This window comes from Streptomyces sp. NPDC057280, assembly GCF_042668605.1.
In the GTDB taxonomy this organism is placed as follows: Bacteria; Actinomycetota; Actinomycetes; order Streptomycetales; family Streptomycetaceae; genus Streptomyces.
Genome location: NZ_JBHUYR010000004.1, coordinates 172,646 through 192,623, shown reverse-complemented (window position 1 = coordinate 192,623; position 19,978 = coordinate 172,646). Strand labels below are relative to the sequence as shown.

Below are 19,978 nucleotides of genomic sequence, written 5' to 3'. Positions count from 1 at the left end.
ATTACGGCTCCTTGAACTACGACGAACTACGACGGACTACGACCAGCTACGACCAGCTACGACGCGAACAGCCGTACGGCCCAAGCGGCATGCAGCTCCGCAGAGATCTCCAGCAGGGGCGCGGAGGCGGCGGGGAGGGCGCCGACGCCCCCCTCGGCGACCTCACGTGCCATTTCCACCGCCCGGTCCGCCACCCGGTCCAGCTCCGGCGCGAGCCGGGCCAGCACCCCCGTGGCGTCGAACGGGTCGAGGCTCAGCAACCGCACGGTCGCCGACGCCGGCCCGCTCACACTCTCGTACGCCGCGCAGTAGGCCGCGTCGACGGCGTCCAGCCCGGCGGCCCGGGCCGCGAGCCCCAACACCACCGGCTGATGGGCGCCCTTGGGGAACTCCCGTGCCAGCGCGTCGAGTTCGGCCGAGGGCCAGGTCGCCCGAGCCGCCCGCATCAGCTGCCGCCCCAGCTTCCGCGCGGCGCTCCGCAACGCGGGCGACGGTGTGCGGGCGTCCGCCGCCGCGTCCAACTCCACGGGATCCACCCCGAGTACGGCCGCCGCGGCCAGGGACGCCGACACCAGTCCCGCCGTGTGCAACCGTCCCCGGCAGAACTCCTCCAGGCTCGAAGCCCCGTTGATCCGCCCGGCCTTGACGGCCGCCTCGGCCCCGCCGGAGTGCGCGTGCCCCCCGGCGGGAAAGCGGCCGTCGGCCAGGACGAGCAGTGCGGCCCTAGACATCGCGTTCCCGCCCCATCAGAACAGGAAGTAACGCTGGGCCAGGGGCAGTTCGGCCGCCGGAGTCGCCTCGACCAGCTCCCCGTCGATGTGCACGGCGAAGCTGTCGGGATCGACCCGCACCGAGGGACGCGCGTCGTTCTCCCGCATGTCCGCCTTGGTCACCCCGCGCGTCGAGTCGATGGCGACGAAGCGCTTGCCGAGTTGCAGCCGCTCCGGCAGCCCGTCCTCGATCGCCAGCGGCGCGACGAAGTTGAACGAGTTGGTCGCGGGCGCCCGCCCTATCGCCCCGTACATCGGACGCGGCAGGATGGGCTGCGGGGTCGGGATCGAGGCGTTGGCGTCGCCCATCTGCGCGTAGGCGATCTGGCCGCCCTTGACGACGAGATGCGGCTTGACGCCGAAGAACGCGGGCTCCCACAGCACGAGGTCGGCGAGCTTGCCGGTCTCCACCGAGCCGATCTCGCGCGCCAGGCCCTGCGCGATCGCCGGGTTGATCGTGTACTTGGCGACGTACCGCCGGACCCGGTGGTTGTCGGCCCGGCCGTCTCCGGGCAGCGCGCCCCGCTTGCGCTTCATGACATGCGCGGTCTGCCAGGTCCGCATGACGACCTCGCCGACCCGTCCCATGGCCTGGGCGTCGGACGAGATGATCGAGATGGCGCCGAGGTCGTGGAGGATGTCCTCCGCGCCGATGGTCGTCGGCCGGATCCGGGACTCGGCGAAGGCCAGGTCCTCCGGCACCGCCGGGTTGAGGTGGTGGCACACCATCAGCATGTCGAGGTGTTCCTCGGCGGTGTTGACGGTGAACGGCCGGGTCGGGTTGGTCGAGCTGGGCAGCACGTGCGGCTCGGAGACGACGGTCATGATGTCGGGCGCGTGCCCGCCGCCCGCACCCTCGGTGTGGTACGCGTGGATGCCGCGGCCGGCGATCGCCGCGAGCGTGTCGCCGACGAAGCCGGCCTCGTTCAGGGTGTCGGTGTGGATGGCGACCTGGATGCCGGTCTGGTCCGCCACCGTGAGCGAGGCGTCGATGACCGCGGGCGTCGAACCCCAGTCCTCGTGGAGCTTCAGCCCCAGCGCGCCGCCCCGGATCTGGGACAGCATCGCCTCGTGCGAGACGGTGTTGCCCTTGCCGAGGAAGCCGATGTTGAGCGGGTACTGCTCCATCGCCTCCAGCATCCGGGCGAGGTGCCACGGGCCGGGCGTCACCGTCGTGGCCTTCGACCCCTCGGCGGGGCCGGTGCCACCGCCCACCAGGGTCGTCACGCCCGCGGCCAGCGCCTCGTCGGCGATCTGCGGGCAGATGAAGTGGACGTGCGCGTCGACCGCGCCGGCCGTGAGGATGCGCCCGTTGCCCGCGATGATCTCGGTCTCGGGACCGAGCACCAGGTCCGGGTGGACGCCGTCCATGGTGTCGGGGTTGCCTGCCTTGCCGATGGCGGTGATCCGGCCGTCGCGGATGCCGACGTCGGCCTTGACGATCCCCCAGTGGTCGATGATCACGGCACCGGTGATGACGGTGTCCGGAGTGCCGTCTGCGCGCGTAGCACGCGCCTGGCCCATGGACTCGCGGATCACCTTGCCACCGCCGAACACGGCCTCGTCACCGGCGAGTCCGGGACCGCCGGAACGATCCTCCTCGATCTCGACGATCAGATCGGTGTCGGCGAGCCGGATGCGGTCGCCGGTCGTCGGGCCGAACAGGTCGGCGTACGCGGCACGCGAGATCTCAGGCATCGAGGGCACCTCCGGTCTCCCCGCGCAGTCCGGGCACGATCCGGGCACCGGCCAGCGGGACGAGTTCGACGTCGACGGGGATTCCGGGCTCGAAGCGCACGGCGGTGCCGGCGGCGACGTTCAGCCGCTTGCCGCGCGCGGCGGCGCGGTCGAACTCCAGGCCGGGGTTGGCCTCGGCGAAGTGGTAGTGGGAGCCGACCTGGACGGGCCGGTCGGCGGCGTTGAGGACGGTCAGCCGGGTGACCTCGCGGCCCTCGTTGTAGACGATCGGGTCCTCGGCGAAGAGGATCTCTCCGGGAATCACGGCGGCCCCCGTCAGACGATCGGGTCGTGGACGGTGACGAGCTTGGTGCCGTCCGGGAAGGTGGCCTCGACCTGGACGTCGTGGATCATCTCGGGGATGCCCTCCATGACGTCGTCCCGGGTGAGCAGCTTGCGCCCGGAGGCCATCAGTTCGGCGACCGTACGGCCGTCACGGGCGCCCTCGAGGATGTGCGAGGTGATGAGGGCGACGGCCTCGGGGTGGTTGAGCCTGAGTCCGCGGGCCCGGCGCTTCTCGGCGACGTCGGCCGCCACATGGATCAGCAGCCTCTCTTGCTCGTGCGGGGTCAGTTGCACGTCCCACCTCACAGTCCTCGCTCCGGACCGTGCGGGGTCCGGTTGCCGCAGCCGCCGGGCAAAGTCCCTGGTGGCGTGCCGAGAGGCTAGTTGGACCGGGTTTCAAGCAAGTTAACCGAGCTGTGATCCATCGGTTGCGTCGCGACCGTCCCGCACGCTCATCAACGCCCGCAGCCCGTCACGGAGGACGTCGGTCGGCACCGGCCCGAACAGAGCCTGCTGGGCGAGGAAGCCCATGACCGCGGCCATCATGGTGCGGGCCACGTGGTCCGGGGACATGTCCGAGCGCATCATTCCGGCGTCCTGGTAGGCCTGGACGATCCGCCCCCAGGTCTGCCGCACCCCGCCGTAGCCGTCGCGCAGGACGCCCGCGAGTTCCTCGTTGCGGAGCGTTTCCGTCCACACCTGGACGACGAGGCGCGGGAACGCGGGCCGCCCGTCCACGGTCAGGAACTCCTTGGTGGCGAGGATCCGGGCGAGCACCGTCGCCGCCAGGAGGTCCGGCGGCGGGGGCGGGCTGCCGAGAGCCGCCTCTTCGAACCCGTCGCGGACCTGGCCGAGCACCTCCTCGACGATGGCCGCGATGAGGGCCTCCTTGCCGCTGAAGTAGCGGTACACGGCCCCGGCCGACAGATCGACCTCCTTCAGCACGTCCTGCATGGACGTGGCGTGGAAGCCGTTGCGGGCGAAGCAGATCGCGGCACCGTCGAGGATCTGCCGGCGGCGGGCGTCGAGGTGTTCCTGGGATACGCGGGCCATGGTCCTCAATCTAAAACGAACGTTCCTTCTTGACAAGACGCGCGCTCGGCAGCACGGTGGGAGGGAAATAAAAAACGAACGATCATTCTCTATAAATCCCAGCCCGTCCGAGCCAGGAAGGCCACCCCATGTCCACCGCTTCCGCTACGGCGTCCAGCGGCACCCCTCGCCGTCTGCTCGCGGTCGTCGTCCTCGTCCCGCTCCTCGCCGCGCTCGCCCTGTGGGCCTTCGCCTGGCCCGCGGCCCGCACCGCACCCCGCGACCTGCCGCTCGGCGTGGCCGGTCCCGCCGCCGCGACCGCCCAGGTCGAACAGCAACTGGCGCGGCACAAGGGCGCGTTCGAGATCCACCACTACGCGGACGAGGCCGCCGCCCGGGACGCCGTCGAGGACCGGACCGTATACGGCGCGGTCGTCGTCACCGCCCAGGGGCCCGAGCTGCTGACCGCGTCGGCCGCGAGCCCGGTCGTGGCGCAGTTGCTCCAGCAGGCCGTGGCGGAGCCGGCGGCGGCCCAGGGCACCCAGGTCAGGACGGTCGACGTGGTGGCGGCGCCCGCCAAGGACCCGCGGGGCGCGGCCCTGAACGCCAGCGTGCTGCCGCTGGCCCTGGCCGGGATCGCCGCGGGCGCGGTGGTGACCGTGAGCGGGCTGCGCGGGACGCGTGCCGCGGTCGCTCTGGCCGGCGCCTCGGCCCTGGTGGGCGCGGCCGCCGCCGGGATCGCGGACAGCTGGCTCGGTGTCCTCACCGGCGACTGGTGGGCGGAGGCGGGGGTGTTCGGGCTGGCGACGCTGGCGGTGAGCGCTGCCGTCGCCGGCCTCGCCGCCCTCCTGGGCACCGCCGGGATCGGGATCGCGTCGGGCGCGATCATGCTCTTCGGGAACCCGTTCTCCGGGGCGGCCTCGGCGCCGCAGATGCTCCCCGAGCCGGTCGGCGCGATCGGCCAGTGGCTGCCGCCGGGCGCGAGCGCGACCCTGCTGAGGTCGGTGGCGTACTTCGACGGCGCCGCAGCGACCGGCCCCGCCCTCACCCTGGCCTGGTGGGCCGCGCTCGGCCTGGGCGCCGTGCTGCTGGGGCAGGCCCTCACGGCGCGGAAGCAGAGCCCCGCACGCGCCGCGGAACGAGAGCTGGTGGCCACCGGCTGACGCGGGCACCCTGGAACCGGCCGTGCACCTCCGCTGTAGCGGACGGAGGTGTGCGGCCTTCTTCTTTCCTGTCCCCGCTACGAGGCGCCCGTGCCCCGGTGGTGGGCCGCGATGCCGAACCGCTGCGGCTCGCGGGGCGGCGAGGACAGCTCGCGCACGGTCGAGACCGCGCTGATCACCTGCTCCTCGGCGGACTCCGGAAGCTCCTGGAGCCCCTCCAGCCGTTCGAGATCGGCGGCGGAGACCAGGGCGACGAGCGGCTTGCCGTGCCGCGTGACGACGACACGCTCACCGCCGTACACCACTCGGTTGATCAGGTCGGCGAGTTCAGCCCTGGCTTGCGTCACCGGAATCTCGTAGGCCATACCCCCATCATAACGTCACGTACATCCTGTACATTTTTTACAGACGCCGAAGGAGGGGTACCCATGACCCGACCGACCGCCCGCCACGTCCTGCCCGAGTTCACCGAACGCACGAGTTCCGGCAGCAAGACGATGGACCCGTACTCGAAGCTGCTGGAGGAGCGGATCGTCTTCCTCGGCACCGCGGTGGACGACATCTCGGCGAACGACGTGATGGCGCAGTTCATGCACCTCGAGCACCAGGACCCGGACCGGGACATCTCGCTCTACATCAACTCCCCCGGCGGCTCCTTCAGTGCCATGTCGGCGATCTACGACACGATGCAGTTCGTCACGTGCGACGTGGAGACCATCTGCCTGGGGCAGGCCGGATCGTCCGCGGCCGTCCTGCTCACGGCCGGCACCCCCGGCAAGCGGTTCGCGCTGCCGGGTGCCCTCATGGTGATCCACCAACCCTCGCTGACCGAGCCGGTGGAGGGGCAGGCCAGCGATCTGGCCATCCGCGCGGCTGAGTTGGGGCGCGTCCGCGACCGTCTGGAGGAGATGCTCGTCCAGCACACCGGGCGCAGCCGGGAGCAAGTCACCGAGGACATCGAGCGGGACAAGATCCTCACCGCTCAAGAGGCCCTGGAATACGGCCTGGTGGATCAGATCATCCCCAGCCGCAAGGCCTCGCGCCCCGCGCCCGGCACCCGGTGAGCGGACGATGCTGCCACCCGAACTCCCGCCGCTGCCCGCACTGACGCGCGCCGAGGGCGAGTTGATCGACCGTTATCTCGACGTGGTCGACCTGCTGGGCCGGATCAACCCGGCGCACCACGGCGACACCTACCGCGGGCTGCGGGCCGCGCAGGCGCTGGTCGCCAAGGCGGCCGAGCTGCGTGACGCGCTGACGCTGATGCACCAGCGGGGTGAGACGGAGCTGCATGCCGCAACCCTGGCGCGGGCGCTGCGCGTCCTGGACGGTGAGCGGCGCACGGCGCGGGTCACGGTGCCGCCGCACGTCGGCAGTTGACGCGGAAGCGCCCGGTCCGGACCGCCGACCGGGACGGCGAGGCGTCCGGACCGGCTTTCAAACGGACCAAAAGACGTACCCCCGTTTGGAGTAGTCGCCCGTCGTTCTGTGGGGCCGTCAGGGTTGCACAACGCGCGTAGCCCGAGGCCGGAATGAGACGTTCCGTCGCTGGTCCGAGGCTCCTCGACCCCCTCGACAGTCCCTCGAACAGAGGAGTGTCCACCCGAACGGGTGAGTGGTGAGTAACGCCACAAATCCCCGATTCCATTGGGTTTTTCGGGTGTCCGTGCGTGAAGATCCCTGTCTGACGACAAGCCCCCGCCGCAGCGGCGGGGCGATCCGGGTGGACGCCGAGTCCTGCCGCCACCCGGATGACCGGTCGACAGGAGTGGATCGGCAGGAGTGGAGGACCCAAGCACGACGGGTCGCCGGAACAGCGCTCAACGGCCGTTCCGAGCAGCCCTTGGGGTGAAGCCGCAGTACGCGGCCGGGCAACTTCGCCAGCCCGAATCCGACAGGTCATCCTTCACAGGCGGCTGACGAAGGGTTGCGCATGTCTGCGCTCAATCGTGTCCCGTCGCTGATGGCCCGAGCCGGTACCGCCTCGGCCCTCACCATCGCCGCAGTGGGCGGCTCCATCGTGGTCCCGGGCGTCGCATCCGACGCCGAGGCCGCGACACCGGCGACGAAGGCACTCCAGGTCGCGGCTTCCAAGAAGGGCTCCCCGTACAAGTGGGGCGCCGCGGGGCCGCACAGGTTCGACTGCTCCGGGCTCACGCTGTACTCGTACAAGAAGGCGGGCAAGAAGCTGCCCCGGACGGCGGCCCAGCAGTACAACAAGACCCGCCACATCTCGGCCGGCAGCCGCAAGGCCGGCGACCTCGTGTTCTTCCACTCGGGGTCGAGCGTCTACCACGTCGGGATCTACGCGGGGAAGGGGAAGATCTGGCACTCCCCGAAGAGCGGGGAGGTCGTGAAGCTCCAGAAGATCTGGACGAAGAGCGTCTGGTACGGCCGGGTCAAGTGACCTTCCCGCGGGGGCGGCGGCGACCTGACCCGCCGCCGCCCCCGCGGGGCCTCAGGCTGCTCCCCGGTCGAGGGCGAGCAGCGGTTCGAGGAGCAGGACCACGCCCAGCACCGTCAGCGCGGTGCCGGTGACGCCCGCGACGAGCCGCGCGGCCCGCGGCCGCCTGAGCCACCGGCCCAGCCGGTCCACCAGCAGCGCCACCGCCGGGAACCACACCAGGGCGAGCACCACCACGATCAGCGCCAGCAGCAGCGTCCGGGGCAGCGCGGCCGAACCGTCCGGCACGAACTGCGGCAACAGGCTCAGGAAGGTGACGGGCGCCTTCGGATTGAGGGCGTTGGTGACGAACCCCTGCCGAAGAGGCCGCGCGGAGCCGCTCCGGGCGTCCTCAACCACCGTGTGCGGACCGCTCAGTGAGCGCAGGGACCGTACACCCAGGTACAGCACATAGGCACCGCCCAGGAGTTGGAGCGCACGGAACAGTGCCGGTACGGCCGCCAGGACAGCGGCGACCCCGGCCACCGCCAGCGCCGTGTGCAGCAGCAGCCCGCCCGCGACACCGAGGGCACTGGCGACACCGGCCCGGCGGGAGACCAGTGCGTTGCGTACGACGACGGTGAAATCGGCGCCGGGCATGGCGACCATGCCGGCGGCGACCCCGGTGAAGGCGATGAGCTGTGCGTCCATGCCTGTCAGCCTGCCGCGCGTGAGCCTTCAGCAGGTATGTCGAATATCCTGAGTCTTACTTAAGCATCCCTTTAGGCTGGGGGCTCGGCATGTACGACCCGAACCGGCTCGCCGCGCTGGTCGCCGTCGCCGAGGCCGGCTCGATCACCCGGGCCGCCCAGCGCCTCGGGTACACCACCCCCGCGCTCTCCCAGCAGCTGGCCAAACTGGAGCGGGAGGCGGGCACCGCCCTTCTCGTACGGCATCACCGCGGCGCACGGCTCACGGGCGCCGGGGAGCTCCTGGTGGCCCGGGCCCGCCGGGTGCTGGACGAGATGGAGCAGGCCCGCCATGAACTCGCGCGGCTGACCGGGCTGTCCGGCGGCACGCTGCGGCTCGGCACCTTCCAGACCGCGGGCATCCAGCTGCTGCCGCCCGTGCTGAGCGCGTTCCGCCGGGCGTATCCGGACGTGGAACTGACCGTCGCCCACCTCGAACCGCCGGCCGGGGTGGCGGCGGTGGCGGCCGGTGACGTGGATCTGGCGCTGACGCATTCCTACGAGCCCGCGGACCCGGTACCGCTGCCCGCGTCCGTCAGCGTGGAGCCGGTCCTGGTGGAGGAGCTGGTCCTGGTGACCGCCCCGGGGCATGCCCTCGCCGAGGGCACCGCACGCCTGCCCCTGACCGGACTCGCCGGCCAGCCGCTGATCAGCATGGCCCCGGACCATCCTGCCCGGCGCGGCGTGGAGGCGGCCCTCGCCCGGGCCGGCGCCACCGCGTCCGTACTGGTGGCGACGCCCGTGTACGCCCTGGTCTGCGCGCTGGTGAGTGCTGGGCTCGGCGTCGCGGTGGTCCCGGAGATGGTGGCGCGGACGTCGGTGACACCGGTGGGGGTACGACTGCTGGAACCGGGGGATCTGCGCCGTACCATCTCGGTCGCCCATCGCACCGACGAGACGGCTCCGACGGCGGACGCCTTCCGGGCACTCCTCAGGGGCGCGTTCGGCCGGGCCCGGCCCTAGGGCTCTTGCTGTCCCGCCGCGGACACCGGCTGTGCCGGTACCGTCCACGGGAGTTCGATGGAGACCGTCTTGCCGCCCTCGCGGGTGGGGCGGACTCTCAGCTTGCCGCCGCACTCCGCGGTCAGCCAGCGGATGATCACCATGCCGCGGCCGTTGTCCTGCTGGACGGCGGCCGGGAGCCGCTTGGGGAAGCGGGGGTGGCTGTCGGTGACTCCGATGCGCAGTTGCTCGTCGCGGTCGAGCTGGATGTCCACCGTGAAGGTGGGTGACTGACCGAAGGTGTGCTGTACCGCGTTGGTGGCGAGTTCGGAGACGATGAGCCGGATCGTCTCCGCCGCTTCCGTGTCCGCCGGCAGGCCCCACTCCGAGAGGGTGCTCAGGACGTAGGCGCGGGCCGCGGAGACCGAGGCGGGATCGCTCGGCAGAGTGACGGATGCTTCCAGATGGTCTGCCATGGCGAGGTCGTCCCTTTCCCACGGGACCGCAGTCCGACACGGAGCGGATGGTTCGAGTACGGTCCCGGACTGGTGCTTCTTCGCCAGACTGCCATTACCAGGCCGGTCACGGTGCCGATCCACCAAGATATGCATATATCTGTCGCTCGAAGCGGTGAACTCTCCGACGGAAGACCGTATTTGGGCGGCCCGGAAGGAGTAAGGAGTAGCCCATGCAGCACGGTCCCGCGGTACGCCGCCGGAAACTGGGCGCCGAACTGCGTGCCTTGCGTACCGGTGCGGGGCTCACCAGTGGTGAGGCGGCCCGGCTGGCGGGCTGGCACCAGTCCAAGGTGAGCCGGATCGAGACCGGCGCCAGCGGGGTGAAACCGGCCGATGTGCGGTTACTCCTGGACGTCTACGAGGTCCAGGACAGCCAACTCAGGGAGTTGCTCCTGGTGTTGGCGGGGTCCGACGAGGGCGGCGGACGCCACCACTGGTGGCACGCCTACCGTGGGGTGCTGCCCCCGACGTACCGGGACTTCATCAGCCTGGAGTCGCAGGCGACCGCGATGCGCACGCTGGAGATCTCCGTCGTCCCCGGGCTGCTGCAGACGCCCGAGTACGCCCGTGCGGTCACCCGGGCCGCGGTCGGCGGCCTCGAGGGCGAGACCGACGAACGGCTCGACGCGCTGGTCGAGGTGCGGCTGGCCCGGCAGGACGTGCTGCGGGCCGACCCGCCGCTGGAGCTCGCCGCGGTGCTGGACGAGGGGGTGCTGCGCCGGGAGATCGGCGGACCCGAGGTGATGGCCCGGCAGTTGCGGCGGCTCGTCGAGGCGGCCCGGCTCCCCCAAGTCAGACTTCAGGTGCTGCCGTTCGCCGCGGGAGCACACATCGGCATCACCGGCCCTTTCGTTATCTTCTCATTTTCGCGCACTTCTGATCTGGATGTGGTTGTTCTCGACCACTTGACGAGTAGCCTCTACCTCGAGCGGAAAGAAGACCTCCGGGCCTACACCGAGGCCTTCAACGCCCTTAAGATCCACGCCCTTTCGCCCGAGGACTCGTTGGATTACATCGCCGCGATAGGTGACGGCGCGTAAGGAGGCACCATGTCTGCACTGCCTCGGAACGTTCCTACCAGTACCGATCTGCTCGACGTGCGCTGGCTGCGCAGCAGTTACAGCACGGGAGCGAACAACTGTGTCGAGACCGCTCGGCCAGGGTCGGGCCCGCGGGCCGGACTCGTCGCCGTACGCGACTCCAAGGACCCGTCCGGACCCGCGCTGCTCTTCTCCCCCGGGAGCTGGGCGGAGTTCACGGCCGCGTTCTGATCAGTTCCGATCCGATCCGGGCACGGCCGTGTCACGCCGACTCATGGTCGTGTCTCACCGATCACCCGTACAGCGCGTTCGATCTGCGCCTCGGAGAGGTCCGCGCGGGCGGTCAGCCGCAGCCGTGAGATGCCGTCGGGCACGGAAGGAGGACGGAAACAGCCCACGGACAGGCCTGCCGCACGGCAGTCGGCCGCCCACCGCACGGCCCCCTCCGGGGACGGCGCGCGCACGGAGACCACCGCGGCGTCCGGTCGTACCGCCTCGTGACCCGCGGCGGTCAGGCGTGCGTGCAGTTCGGCGGCCACCTCGCGGGCCCGGGCCGCCCGCTCGGGCTCGCGGCGCAGCAGGCGCAGCGCCGACAGGGCGGCCCCGGCCGCCGCCGGGGCCAGGCCGGTGTCGAAGATGAACGTCCGTGCCGTGTTGACCAGATGGTCGATCACCCGGGCCGGGCCGAGCACGGCCCCGCCCTGGCTGCCGAGCGACTTGGACAGCGTGACCGTCACGACGACGTCGTCGGCGCCCGCGAGTCCCGCCGCGTGCGGCGCGCCCCGGCCGCCGTCGCCCAGCACCCCGAGGCCGTGGGCGTCGTCGAGCACCAGACCGGCGCCGTACTCCCGGCAGGCCTCGGCGTGCGCGGCCAGCGGGGCGGCGTCGCCGTCGACGGAGAAGACCGTGTCGGACACGAAGACGGCCGGGCCCGGTCCCTCATGGGTCTGCAGCGTCTTGCGCACGGCGTCGGGGTCGGCGTGTTCCACCACCTGTGAGGTGCCCCGGGCCAGCCGGCAGCCGTCGATCAGCGAGGCGTGGTTGCCGGCGTCGGAGACGATCAGGGAGCGGAGCGGGGCCAGCGCGGTGACCGCGGCGAGGTTGGCCGCGTAGCCGGAGGAGAAGACCAGGGCTGCCTCGAACCCGCAGAAATCGGCCAGCTCGCGTTCCAGCTGCGCGTGGAGCTCGGTCGTGCCGGTGACCAGTCGGGATCCGGTGGAGCCTCCGCCCCAGGTCCGGGCGGCCCGCGCGGCCCCCTCGACCACCTCGGGATGACGGGTCAGCCCCAGGTAGTCGTTGCTCGCGAGATCGAGCAGCGGCGCATCGGCGGGGCGCGGGCGCAGGGTCCGCACCAGGCCCCTGCGGGTGCGCACCCGGACCTGCTGGTCGATCCAGCCGAATGCCATGGGTCCTCCGGGGGTTTTGTAGGCAGCGAACAGACACTAGTGGGACAAGCAGCCGCCCACTGTGTGGCAATACCCACACAGCGAATGGCAGCTGTTGTACGAACTCTCCTTGGCCGGAGACGGGTCCTTAGGACAGGATCAGCTTTCATGGACCTGCTGAACACGCTGGTGGACAAGGGGCTTCGGCGCGAGCTGCCGACCCGCGACGAGGCGCTCGCCGTGCTCGCCACTTCCGACGACGACCTGCTCGACGTGGTGGCCGCGGCCGGAAAGGTGCGCCGGCACTGGTTCGGCCGACGCGTGAAACTGAACTACCTCGTCAACCTCAAGTCCGGCTTGTGCCCCGAGGACTGCTCCTACTGCTCGCAGCGGCTCGGCTCCGAGGCCGGGATCCTGAAGTACACCTGGCTCAAGCCCGACGAGGCCTCCAAGGCCGCCGCCGCGGGTCTCGCGGGCGGCGCGAAGCGGGTCTGTCTGGTGGCGTCCGGGCGCGGTCCGACGGACCGGGACGTGGACCGGGTCGCGGGCACCATCAAGGCGATCAAGGACCAGAACGAGAACGTCGAGGTGTGCGCCTGTCTCGGGCTGCTCTCCGACGGCCAGGCCGAGCGGCTGCGCGAGGCCGGCGCCGACGCCTACAACCACAACCTCAACACCTCCGAGGCGACGTACGGCGACATCACGACGACGCACACCTACGCCGACCGCGTCGACACCGTGCAGAAGGCGCACGCGGCGGGTCTGTCGGCCTGCTCGGGTCTGATCGCGGGCATGGGCGAGTCGGACGAGGACCTGGTCGACGTGGTCTTCTCGCTGCGCGAGCTGGACCCGGACTCGGTTCCGGTCAACTTCCTGATCCCGTTCGAGGGCACGCCGCTGGCCAAGGAGTGGAACCTCACCCCGCAGCGCTGTCTGCGCATCCTGGCGATGGTCCGGTTCGTCTGCCCCGACGCCGAGGTGCGGATCGCGGGCGGCCGTGAGGTCCATCTGCGCACCATGCAGCCGCTCGCTCTGAACATCGCCAACTCGATCTTCCTCGGCGACTACCTGACGTCCGAGGGTCAGGCGGGCAGGGCCGACCTGGAGATGATCGCGGACGCCGGCTTCGAGGTGGAGGGCGCGGGCGAGGTCACGCTGCCGCAGCACCGGGCGGACGTGGCGGCGGCTGCCGCGGGCGGCTGCGGGTCGCACGAAGCGGCGGGCTGCGGGTCGCACGAGGGTGCCGGGTGCGGGACCGGCTGTGGTTCGGTGTGCGGTTCCCATGAGCCCGCCGCCGTTCCCGAGGTCAACGAGCCGCGCACGGATCTGGTCGCCGTACGCCGTCGCGGTGCCGGGACGGATCTCGCGCCCAATGCCTGAGCTGCCCGTGTCCGAGCTGCTGGAGCTCGACCGGCGGCATGTGTGGCATCCGTACGGGCCGATGCCCGGCCGGGTGGAACCGCTCGTCGTGGAGTCGGCGAGCGGGGTGCGGCTGCGCACGTCCGCCGGGGAGCTGGTCGACGGCATGTCGTCCTGGTGGTCGGCCATCCACGGCTACAACCACCCGGTGCTCAACGAGGCCGCCGCCGGCCAGCTCGGCCGGATGAGCCACGTGATGTTCGGCGGGCTCACCCACGAACCCGCCGTACGCCTCGCGAAGCACCTCGTCGACCTGTCACCCGAAGGCCTGGAGCATGTGTTCCTGGCCGACTCGGGCTCGGTGTCCGTCGAGGTCGCCGCGAAGATGTGCCTCCAGTACTGGCGCTCGCTGGGACGCGGCGGCAAGCAGCGGCTGCTGACCTGGCGGGGCGGCTACCACGGGGACACCTGGCAGCCGATGTCGGTGTGCGACCCCGAGGGCGGGATGCACGACCTGTGGACCGGGGTGCTCCAACGCCAGGTGTTCGCGGACCCGCCGCCGGCCGAGTACGAGGAGTCGTACGCCGACCATCTGCGCGCGCTGATCGAGCGGCACGCCGGCGAACTGGCCGCTGTGATCGTGGAGCCGGTGGTGCAGGGCGCGGGCGGGATGCGGTTCCACTCCCCCGCGTATCTGCGGGTGCTGCGCGAGGCCTGCGACGCGCACGACGTGCTGCTGGTCTTCGACGAGATCGCGACCGGCTTCGGGCGGACCGGCGCCCTGTTCGCGGCGGAGCATGCGGCGGTCACCCCGGACGTGATGTGTGTGGGCAAGGCGCTGACCGGCGGCTATATGACGATGGCGGCCACCCTGTGCACGGCACGCGTGGCCGACGGGATCTCGCGCGGCGAGGTGCCGGTGCTCGCGCACGGCCCGACGTTCATGGGCAACCCGCTCGCGGCGGCCGTGGCCTGCGCGTCGATCGAGTTGCTGCTCGGGCAGGACTGGCAGGCCGAGGTCAAGCGGATCGAGGCGGGGCTGACGGAGGGTCTGGCGCCGGCGCGGGAGCTGCCGGGCGTCCGGGACGTCCGCGTCCTCGGCGCGATCGGCGTGGTCCAGCTGGACCACGAGGTGGACATGAAGGCGGCCACGGAGGCGGCCGTGCGCGAGGGCGTGTGGCTGCGGCCGTTCCGCGACCTCGTCTACACGATGCCGCCGTACGTCACGGGGGACGCGGACGTGGCACGGATCGCGCGGGCCGTGTGCGCGGCGGCGGGAGAGGGTTGAGATGTCTGTCCTGGTGATCACGGGCACCGGCACGGAGGTCGGCAAGACGATCACGACCGCCGCGGTCGCCGCCGCCGCGGTCGCCGCGGGCCGGTCGGTGGCCGTCCTCAAGGCGGCCCAGACGGGCGTACGGCCGGACGAACCGGGCGACGCCCAGGAGGTCGCGCGCCTCGCCGGGCCGGTCACGACGGCCGAACTCGCCCGCTACCCGGAGCCGTTGGCCCCGGCGACGGCCGCGCGCCGGGCGGGCCGCGCGCCGGTGCGCCCGCCGGAGATCGCCGAGGCGGCCGCCAAACTGGCCACCGAGCACGATCTGGTGCTGGTCGAGGGCGCCGGCGGACTGCTCGTACGGTTCGACGACGCGGGCGGGACGCTGGCGGACGCGGCGCGACTCCTGGGGGCGCCGGTGCTGGTGGTGGCCACGGCCGGACTGGGCACGCTCAACACCACCGACCTGACGGCCCGTGAACTCCGGTCCCGGGACCTGGAGTTGGCAGGCGTCGTCATCGGCGGCTGGCCGCATTCCCCCGATCTGGCGATGCGGTGCAATGTGACCGACCTGCCCGAGGTCGCCGCGGCGCCGCTGCTGGGGGCGCTGCCGATGGGCGCGGGCGCGCTGGCACCGGCCGACTTCCGCGCGGCGGCACCGAGTTGGCTGGCGCCGCGGCTGGACGGGGTGTGGGACGCGGAGGCGTTCCGGGCACGGGAAGCCGCGTGAGCCCGGGGCGGTGACCGCCCCGCGTCATTCCGCCCCCTCGCCCTCCGCCAGCAGCCGCACCAGCTCGATGCGTGACCGTATGCCCAACCGTGCGAAGACGCCCCGCAGATGGTGGTCGATCGTGCGGGGGCTGAGGGCCAGCCTCGTTGCGATCTCGCGGTTGGTGGCGCCCTCGGCGGCCATGCGGGCGACCATGAGCTGCTGAGCCGTGAGGCGGGTGGTGGGGTCGTCGGGGGCTGTCGGCGCGGGAGTCGCGGGGGTGCCCAGGGCGCGGAGTTCCGCCCGGGCCTGGGCGGCGCAGTGCGGCGCGCCGAAGTGCTCGAAGGCCTCCAGGGCGCTGTGGAGACGGTCGCGGGCCTCGGTGCGCTGCCGCAGCCGGCGCAGCACGCTGCCGAACAGCAGCTCCGTGCGGGCGCGTTCGAAGTCGCGGGTGCCCCGGGCGTGCAGATCGAGTGCGGTGCGGTAGTGGTCGACCGCTTCGGCTCCCGGCGCCAGCAGCGCCCGGCACCGGGCGCTGAGCGCCAGGTCGTCGGGGCTGCGGACGGCGCTCGCCCAGCGGTGGTAGTCGGCGTGCGCGGCCCGGGCCACCCGGGTGTCGTCGGTGCGGACGGCCGCCTCGACATAGTGCGGGGTGGCCAGGTGCCGGATGGCTCGGTGCCCGTGACCGGGGCCGAAGCCGGCGAGCGCCCGCAGCCGGGCCGCCGCCGCGGCGAACCGGCCGCTGCTGAGGTCGAGGTAGGCGAGCGCCCACTGGGCGAGCGCGGCGGGCAGACCGAGACCGCGTCCGAGGGCGTACGAGCGGGCCGTCGCCGCGCGTTCCCGGCAGACGTCGGCGTCGCCCGTGAGCGCCGCGAACATGGCCAGGGCCGCCTGGAGATGGCAGGCCCCGTTGTCCTGGCCGGTGGCGTACGCCTGCCAGAGCGCGTCGGTCGCTGCGGCCTCTCCGGCGCGTGGGCGCCCGGTCCAGAAGTCGGCGTAGGCACGGAACTCCATCGCCTGCACGACGGCGACCGTCGCGCCGCGCACGCGCGCGGAGGCGGCCGCACGGACGGTCGCGGCGGTGGCCCGCGTCTGGTCGCCGAGCAGGAGGGCGGCGATGCCCGCGTGGATGAGGAGGGTGGGGTCGCCGCCGGGGCCGCAGCGCCCGGCCGTCGCGCCGAGCAGGTCGCGCGCGTCCTCGTACCGCCCCTCGAAGGCCGCCGCGAGCCCGCCCAGCGTGCCGGGCGGCTCGATCCCCAGCCCGCGCGCCACCCGGTCCGCCTCCCGGCATCGCCGCAGGTCACCGGTGTAGATGGCGGCCTCGGTGGCCCGGGCCAGGAGGTGGCGGGTGTGGTCGAGGGTGGGGCCTGTGGTGTGGGGCGATACGGGAGAAACGTTCCGGCCGACCGGCTCCGGGAGCTCGATCACCTCACTTCCCCCCTCCTGCGGCTCCCGCACCGCAGCCGTCAGCAGCGCGTCGAACGCCTCCGCCGCGTTCCCGGCCCGCAGGGCGAGTACGCCGGTCAGCGCGTCGTCCTCGGTGCGCGCCGCCAGGGCTCGCGCCCGGTCGCCCGCACCGGACTGCCAGGCGTATACGGCGGCACGTGTCACCAGGCGGGTTCGCCCGGCCCGGTCGGGGCACAGCGCGGCGGCGCGTTCGGCGAGGGCACCGGCCAGCGGGAGGCGGCCCTCGTCGCGGGACCGGGCCGCGGCCGTGGCGAGTTCGGCGGCGAGCCGGGAGCTGGGGCCGAGAGCGCCCGCGCCCCGGTGCCAGGAACGCAGCGGCGTCTCGCCCTCGGCGCTCAGCACGCGGGCGAGCAGCCGGTGGACGTCGCGCCGGTCCGCCGGGGAGCCGGTCTCGTACGCGGCGATCCGCGTCCAGGCGTCACGGAAGACGACCCCGTCGGCGCGCGCGTGGGCGAGCCCGGCGGCCTCGGCGGCCTCCAGGGGGCGGGTGTCGAGGCGGGCGGCGGCGACCGCGCGCAGGAAGGCGTGGGTGGCGACCGGGTACTGGTCGGCCGCGGCGAGGAGGAGCAGAAGCCGGGTGTCGTCGGGCAGGGCGCGGATCTCCGCGCGGTGGGCGCGCAACAGCGACGGGGCCAGTTCGGCGGGTTCGGCGGGGAGGGGGTCGAGGCCGGTGGAACGGCGGTCGTCGAGCAGTCGTACGGCCTCGGCCGCCGCGCGCGGATCGCCGTGCACGGCGTGCAGGAGCCGTACGCGGACGCCTTCGGGCAGGGCGGAGACGGGGTCCGGCCACGCGTCCGTGGGGGGCGGTGGCGAAGTGGGGGCAAGGGGCGGGGGGTTCACCGGAGTCACCACGCCATCGACGTTACTGGCGAGTTAATTGAACCGTAAAGACCGGCGATTTCGCCGATGCGGCGCGCGTAGACCCGGCCGCACCCTCCTGACAACCCCACCCGTTTCAGGAGGCCTCATGCAACCCCGCATGCGCCGCATGTCAGCGGCCGTCTCGGCCGTGGTCGGCTCGCTCCTTCTGTCGCTCTCCCTCACCTCGGCCCCCGCTCAGGCCGCGACCCACCATCCGATCGTCTTCGTGCACGGCTTGAGCAGTGACGCGAGCAGCTGGGACGACTGGATCGCCGACTTCAAGGCCGACGGCTACACGTCCTCGCAGCTGTACGCGTTCTCGTACGACTGGTCCAAGTCGAACGTCACGACCGCCGGCCAGCTCTCCACCTATGTCAAGTCCGTGCTGTCGCAGACCGGCGCCTCGAAGGTGGACCTGGTCGTGCACTCGATGGGCGCGCTGAACTCCCGCTACTACCTGAAGAACCTGGGCGGGACGTCGTACGTGGACGACTTCGTCTCGGTGGCCGGGGTCAACCACGGCACGACGACCGCTTCCTGGTGCTCGTGGCTGTACACGTCGTGTGCCGAGATGTACACGGGCAGTTCGTTCCTGACCTCGCTCAACTCCGGTGACGAGACGCCGGGCAGCGTCAGCTACGCCAGCTACTGGTCCAACTGCGACGACGCGCTCACCCCGGACACCACCGCGATCCTCAGCGGCGCCACCAACGTCGAGGTCGGCTGCGTCTCGCACACCGACATGAACAACGACTACGGCGTCTACCAGCAGGTGCGCGACTTCGTGGCGTAGCCCGCGGGCGGGAGGTGCACGGAGCGTGTACCGGGGGACAATCACGGTAGGGCCCGTCCTTCCGGGAGGTCGCCATGCCGCTACGGTCCGCCGGCTCGGGCAGGTTGCCGAGCGATCCCGTGCACCACCCGCTGTTCGCCCGCTGCTACGCCCGCACGAGTGTGGCCGCCGAGACCCGGTGGGGCATGGCCGGGGTGCGTGACCGGTTGCTGTCCGGGCTGTCCGGGCGGGTCATCGAGATCGGCGCGGGCAACGGACTGAACTTCGCGCACTATCCGCGCGCGGTGGCGGAGGTCGTGGCGATCGAACCGGAGCGCGGTCTGCGGCAGTTGGCGGTGGAGTCCGCCCTGCGCTCCGAGGTGCCCGTGGACGTGGTGCCGGGCGCCGCGGAGGCGCTGCCGGTCAAGAGCGAGGCGTTCGACGCGGCCGTGGTCTCGCTGGTGCTGTGCAGCGTGCGGGATGTGCCGCGGGCGCTCGCGGAGGTACGGCGGGTGCTGCGGCCCGGTGGTGTGCTGCGGTTCCTCGAGCACGGCCGGGGCGGTGGTGCGGCGATGCGCTTCACCCAGCGGGCCCTGGACCGGACGGTGTGGCCGCCGCTCGCCGGGGGCTGCCATCTGTCCCGGGAGCCGGTGGCCGCGCTGCGCGAGGCGGGGTTCGAACTCGGGCCCTATCGGCGGCTGTTCATGCCGGAGAAGGGGCTGCGGACACCGGCGTCCTTCTGTGTGCTGGGCACCGCCTGGCGTCCCGCCGAGTGATCGGCCCGGCGCTCACAGGCTCCACTGCCGCAGTTCCTCCGCGATGTCGTGCACCGAGGCCTCCCCGCTCTTGACCAGCCGGGCCAGGTCACGGACCTGTTCGGGTGAGGTGACGACCTTGAGGCCGCTGGCGACGAGGTAGGCGTAGGCGACGGAGGACGCGAACAGCGCGTTGGAGCGCTCCAACGCCGGTACGTGGATCAGGAGTTGGAGCAGGGCGGCAGCGCGGGTCTGCGGACTGTCGTAGACGGGTACGTCGAATATCTCGGCCTGGTGGCGCGCGACGGCCGCGACGAGGGCTCCCCAGTCGACGACCTGCGGGTCACCCGGTGTCTTCTGTTCGGCGAGCATGAGGAGCCAGGCGAGGTCGATTCTCACGTTGTCGCTCAAGAGGTCAGCGACGTCCCTCGCGCTCGGGGCCGAACTCCTCGGCGAACACGTTCTCGTACTGCTTCATGAAGTCGGCGGCGGCCTCCACGAAGGTTTGCCCGACCTGCCCGGCATCCTGCTTGACCAGCTCTTCGATGTAGCGGTTGACGCTCATGCCGCGGGCCAGGGCGCGTTCGCGAGCCGCGCGGGCGGTGCCTTCGTCCACGCGTACGTTCAGCTGGGTCTTCGCCATACCTCGACGCTAGCGCCGAACCGCTAGCACCGGCAAGGGGTCCACCCCGGGATGGAGATTGCCCCTTACACCGGTATCAGGGGCCCGACCTGGGGTGGAGAGCGCCCTGCACTCAAGGGGGATACCGGGTGT

General features: G+C 72.0%; 24 protein-coding genes and 1 riboswitch. Of the genes, 12 read left to right on the top strand and 12 right to left on the bottom strand.

All coding sequences use genetic code 11. The annotated features are described in order from the left end of the window. Positions 1 to 56 precede the first annotated feature (56 nt). The 5 genes from ACFUO4_RS24745 to ACFUO4_RS24725 form a co-directional block, all read right to left on the bottom strand. Positions 57 to 731, bottom strand: coding sequence for an urease accessory protein UreF (locus tag ACFUO4_RS24745; protein ID WP_383488365.1), 675 nt, complete (start codon positions 729 to 731; stop codon positions 57 to 59). Between the two features lie 15 nt (positions 732 to 746). After that, positions 747 to 2,468: an urease subunit alpha gene (locus tag ACFUO4_RS24740; RefSeq protein WP_079309491.1), complete on the bottom strand. Its 1,722-nt coding sequence runs from the start codon at positions 2,466 to 2,468 to the stop codon at positions 747 to 749. Then, positions 2,461 to 2,772: an urease subunit beta gene (locus ACFUO4_RS24735; RefSeq protein ID WP_059198332.1), complete on the bottom strand. Its 312-nt coding sequence runs from the start codon at positions 2,770 to 2,772 to the stop codon at positions 2,461 to 2,463. Before ACFUO4_RS24735 ends, ACFUO4_RS24740 begins: the two co-directional genes overlap by 8 nt. Positions 2,773 to 2,783: 11 nt before the next feature. Further along, positions 2,784 to 3,086: an urease subunit gamma gene (locus ACFUO4_RS24730; RefSeq protein ID WP_037782101.1), complete on the bottom strand. Its 303-nt coding sequence runs from the start codon at positions 3,084 to 3,086 to the stop codon at positions 2,784 to 2,786. A 111-nt stretch (positions 3,087 to 3,197) separates the two neighbouring features. Then, positions 3,198 to 3,845 carry a TetR/AcrR family transcriptional regulator gene (locus tag ACFUO4_RS24725; protein WP_079309489.1) on the bottom strand — a complete coding sequence of 216 codons (648 nt, stop codon included), beginning with the start codon at positions 3,843 to 3,845 and terminating at the stop codon, positions 3,198 to 3,200. Between the two features lie 128 nt (positions 3,846 to 3,973). On the opposite strand from ACFUO4_RS24725, the gene ACFUO4_RS24720 reads away from it, so the two are divergent. Then, positions 3,974 to 4,987, top strand: coding sequence for an ABC transporter permease (locus ACFUO4_RS24720; protein WP_383488360.1), 1,014 nt, complete (start codon positions 3,974 to 3,976; stop codon positions 4,985 to 4,987). A gap of 77 nt (positions 4,988 to 5,064) precedes the next feature. Here ACFUO4_RS24720 and ACFUO4_RS24715 read toward each other — a convergent pair whose 3' ends face one another. Further along, positions 5,065 to 5,352: a type II toxin-antitoxin system Phd/YefM family antitoxin gene (locus ACFUO4_RS24715; protein ID WP_383488357.1), complete on the bottom strand. Its 288-nt coding sequence runs from the start codon at positions 5,350 to 5,352 to the stop codon at positions 5,065 to 5,067. 63 nt (positions 5,353 to 5,415) lie between these two features. Here ACFUO4_RS24715 and ACFUO4_RS24710 point away from each other — a divergent pair, with 63 nt between their 5' ends. The 3 genes from ACFUO4_RS24710 (at position 5,416) to ACFUO4_RS24700 (ending at position 7,394) form a co-directional block, all read left to right on the top strand. After that, a complete protein-coding gene (locus ACFUO4_RS24710; RefSeq protein ID WP_383488354.1) occupies positions 5,416 to 6,051 on the top strand; it encodes an ATP-dependent Clp protease proteolytic subunit in 636 nt (211 codons plus the stop codon). 7 nt (positions 6,052 to 6,058) lie between these two features. Then, entirely contained in the window at positions 6,059 to 6,367 is a 309-nt protein-coding gene (locus ACFUO4_RS24705) for a hypothetical protein (protein ID WP_079309486.1), read from the top strand. Positions 6,368 to 6,705: 338 nt separating this feature from the next. Beyond that, positions 6,706 to 6,917: riboswitch (cyclic di-AMP (ydaO/yuaA leader) on the top strand. Between the two features lie 3 nt (positions 6,918 to 6,920). Beyond that, positions 6,921 to 7,394 carry a C40 family peptidase gene (locus ACFUO4_RS24700; protein ID WP_059198326.1) on the top strand — a complete coding sequence of 158 codons (474 nt, stop codon included), beginning with the start codon at positions 6,921 to 6,923 and terminating at the stop codon, positions 7,392 to 7,394. A gap of 51 nt (positions 7,395 to 7,445) precedes the next feature. Here ACFUO4_RS24700 and ACFUO4_RS24695 read toward each other — a convergent pair whose 3' ends face one another. Next, positions 7,446 to 8,081, bottom strand: a complete 636-nt coding sequence (locus ACFUO4_RS24695) for a LysE family translocator (protein WP_383488349.1) — start codon at positions 8,079 to 8,081, stop codon at positions 7,446 to 7,448. Positions 8,082 to 8,170: 89 nt separating this feature from the next. On the opposite strand from ACFUO4_RS24695, the gene ACFUO4_RS24690 reads away from it, so the two are divergent. After that, entirely contained in the window at positions 8,171 to 9,082 is a 912-nt protein-coding gene (locus tag ACFUO4_RS24690) for a LysR family transcriptional regulator (protein WP_383488346.1), read from the top strand. Here ACFUO4_RS24690 and ACFUO4_RS24685 read toward each other — a convergent pair. Next, a complete protein-coding gene (locus ACFUO4_RS24685; RefSeq protein WP_059198325.1) occupies positions 9,079 to 9,537 on the bottom strand; it encodes an ATP-binding protein in 459 nt (152 codons plus the stop codon). The genes ACFUO4_RS24690 and ACFUO4_RS24685 overlap by 4 nt on opposite strands. Positions 9,538 to 9,749: 212 nt before the next feature. Between ACFUO4_RS24685 and ACFUO4_RS24680 the strand changes: the two genes are divergently transcribed. Further along, entirely contained in the window at positions 9,750 to 10,619 is an 870-nt protein-coding gene (locus ACFUO4_RS24680; protein ID WP_079309484.1) for a helix-turn-helix transcriptional regulator, read from the top strand. Between the two features lie 9 nt (positions 10,620 to 10,628). Continuing rightward, on the top strand, positions 10,629 to 10,850 hold the full coding sequence (locus ACFUO4_RS24675; RefSeq protein ID WP_079309483.1) for a DUF397 domain-containing protein: 222 nt from the start codon (positions 10,629 to 10,631) through the stop codon (positions 10,848 to 10,850). A gap of 41 nt (positions 10,851 to 10,891) precedes the next feature. Here ACFUO4_RS24675 and ACFUO4_RS24670 read toward each other — a convergent pair whose 3' ends face one another. Continuing rightward, positions 10,892 to 12,025, bottom strand: a complete 1,134-nt coding sequence (locus tag ACFUO4_RS24670; RefSeq protein ID WP_383488341.1) for an 8-amino-7-oxononanoate synthase — start codon at positions 12,023 to 12,025, stop codon at positions 10,892 to 10,894. Positions 12,026 to 12,172: 147 nt separating this feature from the next. Here ACFUO4_RS24670 and bioB point away from each other — a divergent pair, with 147 nt between their 5' ends. From bioB to bioD, 3 genes are read left to right on the top strand one after another with little or no spacing between them, the layout of a single operon-like run. Beyond that, a complete protein-coding gene (gene bioB / locus ACFUO4_RS24665; protein WP_383488338.1) occupies positions 12,173 to 13,384 on the top strand; it encodes a biotin synthase BioB in 1,212 nt (403 codons plus the stop codon). Next, entirely contained in the window at positions 13,377 to 14,651 is a 1,275-nt protein-coding gene (locus tag ACFUO4_RS24660) for an adenosylmethionine--8-amino-7-oxononanoate transaminase (RefSeq protein WP_383488335.1), read from the top strand. Before bioB ends, ACFUO4_RS24660 begins: the two co-directional genes overlap by 8 nt. 1 nt (position 14,652) lies before the next feature. Then, entirely contained in the window at positions 14,653 to 15,369 is a 717-nt protein-coding gene (gene bioD, locus ACFUO4_RS24655; protein WP_383488333.1) for a dethiobiotin synthase, read from the top strand. Between the two features lie 24 nt (positions 15,370 to 15,393). On the opposite strand, the gene ACFUO4_RS24650 is transcribed toward bioD, so the two are convergent. Next, positions 15,394 to 17,667, bottom strand: coding sequence for a LuxR C-terminal-related transcriptional regulator (locus tag ACFUO4_RS24650; RefSeq protein ID WP_383488330.1), 2,274 nt, complete (start codon positions 17,665 to 17,667; stop codon positions 15,394 to 15,396). A 115-nt stretch (positions 17,668 to 17,782) separates the two neighbouring features. Between ACFUO4_RS24650 and ACFUO4_RS24645 the strand changes: the two genes are divergently transcribed. Both ACFUO4_RS24645 and ACFUO4_RS24640 read left to right on the top strand, forming a co-directional pair. Further along, positions 17,783 to 18,469, top strand: a complete 687-nt coding sequence (locus ACFUO4_RS24645; RefSeq protein WP_383488327.1) for an esterase/lipase family protein — start codon at positions 17,783 to 17,785, stop codon at positions 18,467 to 18,469. A gap of 74 nt (positions 18,470 to 18,543) precedes the next feature. Beyond that, positions 18,544 to 19,224, top strand: coding sequence for a class I SAM-dependent methyltransferase (locus ACFUO4_RS24640; protein ID WP_383488324.1), 681 nt, complete (start codon positions 18,544 to 18,546; stop codon positions 19,222 to 19,224). Between the two features lie 12 nt (positions 19,225 to 19,236). On the opposite strand, the gene ACFUO4_RS24635 is transcribed toward ACFUO4_RS24640, so the two are convergent. Both ACFUO4_RS24635 and ACFUO4_RS24630 read right to left on the bottom strand, forming a co-directional pair. Continuing rightward, complete coding sequence (locus ACFUO4_RS24635) at positions 19,237 to 19,575, bottom strand: fic family toxin-antitoxin system, toxin component (protein WP_383489752.1); 339 nt, start codon at positions 19,573 to 19,575, stop codon at positions 19,237 to 19,239. Positions 19,576 to 19,618: 43 nt separating this feature from the next. Continuing rightward, on the bottom strand, positions 19,619 to 19,846 hold the full coding sequence (locus tag ACFUO4_RS24630) for an antitoxin (RefSeq protein WP_383488321.1): 228 nt from the start codon (positions 19,844 to 19,846) through the stop codon (positions 19,619 to 19,621). Positions 19,847 to 19,978: the final 132 nt, after the last annotated feature.

Coding starts and splice junctions, on each gene's coding strand:
- ACFUO4_RS24645 (WP_383488327.1), top strand. CDS start 17,783: ATGCAACCCCGCATGCGCCGCATGTCAGCGGCCGTCTCGGCCGTGGTC.
- ACFUO4_RS24675 (WP_079309483.1), top strand. CDS start 10,629: ATGTCTGCACTGCCTCGGAACGTTCCTACCAGTACCGATCTGCTCGAC.
- ACFUO4_RS24715 (WP_383488357.1), bottom strand. CDS start 5,352: ATGGCCTACGAGATTCCGGTGACGCAAGCCAGGGCTGAACTCGCCGAC.
- ACFUO4_RS24635 (WP_383489752.1), bottom strand. CDS start 19,575: ATGCTCGCCGAACAGAAGACACCGGGTGACCCGCAGGTCGTCGACTGG.
- ACFUO4_RS24725 (WP_079309489.1), bottom strand. CDS start 3,845: ATGGCCCGCGTATCCCAGGAACACCTCGACGCCCGCCGCCGGCAGATC.
- ACFUO4_RS24720 (WP_383488360.1), top strand. CDS start 3,974: ATGTCCACCGCTTCCGCTACGGCGTCCAGCGGCACCCCTCGCCGTCTG.
- bioD (WP_383488333.1), top strand. CDS start 14,653: ATGTCTGTCCTGGTGATCACGGGCACCGGCACGGAGGTCGGCAAGACG.
- ACFUO4_RS24740 (WP_079309491.1), bottom strand. CDS start 2,468: ATGCCTGAGATCTCGCGTGCCGCGTACGCCGACCTGTTCGGCCCGACG.
- ACFUO4_RS24680 (WP_079309484.1), top strand. CDS start 9,750: ATGCAGCACGGTCCCGCGGTACGCCGCCGGAAACTGGGCGCCGAACTG.
- ACFUO4_RS24745 (WP_383488365.1), bottom strand. CDS start 731: ATGTCTAGGGCCGCACTGCTCGTCCTGGCCGACGGCCGCTTTCCCGCC.
- ACFUO4_RS24690 (WP_383488346.1), top strand. CDS start 8,171: ATGTACGACCCGAACCGGCTCGCCGCGCTGGTCGCCGTCGCCGAGGCC.
- ACFUO4_RS24710 (WP_383488354.1), top strand. CDS start 5,416: ATGACCCGACCGACCGCCCGCCACGTCCTGCCCGAGTTCACCGAACGC.
- ACFUO4_RS24670 (WP_383488341.1), bottom strand. CDS start 12,025: ATGGCATTCGGCTGGATCGACCAGCAGGTCCGGGTGCGCACCCGCAGG.
- ACFUO4_RS24660 (WP_383488335.1), top strand. CDS start 13,377: ATGCCTGAGCTGCCCGTGTCCGAGCTGCTGGAGCTCGACCGGCGGCAT.
- ACFUO4_RS24700 (WP_059198326.1), top strand. CDS start 6,921: ATGTCTGCGCTCAATCGTGTCCCGTCGCTGATGGCCCGAGCCGGTACC.
- ACFUO4_RS24685 (WP_059198325.1), bottom strand. CDS start 9,537: ATGGCAGACCATCTGGAAGCATCCGTCACTCTGCCGAGCGATCCCGCC.
- bioB (WP_383488338.1), top strand. CDS start 12,173: ATGGACCTGCTGAACACGCTGGTGGACAAGGGGCTTCGGCGCGAGCTG.
- ACFUO4_RS24695 (WP_383488349.1), bottom strand. CDS start 8,081: ATGGACGCACAGCTCATCGCCTTCACCGGGGTCGCCGCCGGCATGGTC.
- ACFUO4_RS24705 (WP_079309486.1), top strand. CDS start 6,059: ATGCTGCCACCCGAACTCCCGCCGCTGCCCGCACTGACGCGCGCCGAG.
- ACFUO4_RS24630 (WP_383488321.1), bottom strand. CDS start 19,846: ATGGCGAAGACCCAGCTGAACGTACGCGTGGACGAAGGCACCGCCCGC.
- ACFUO4_RS24640 (WP_383488324.1), top strand. CDS start 18,544: ATGCCGCTACGGTCCGCCGGCTCGGGCAGGTTGCCGAGCGATCCCGTG.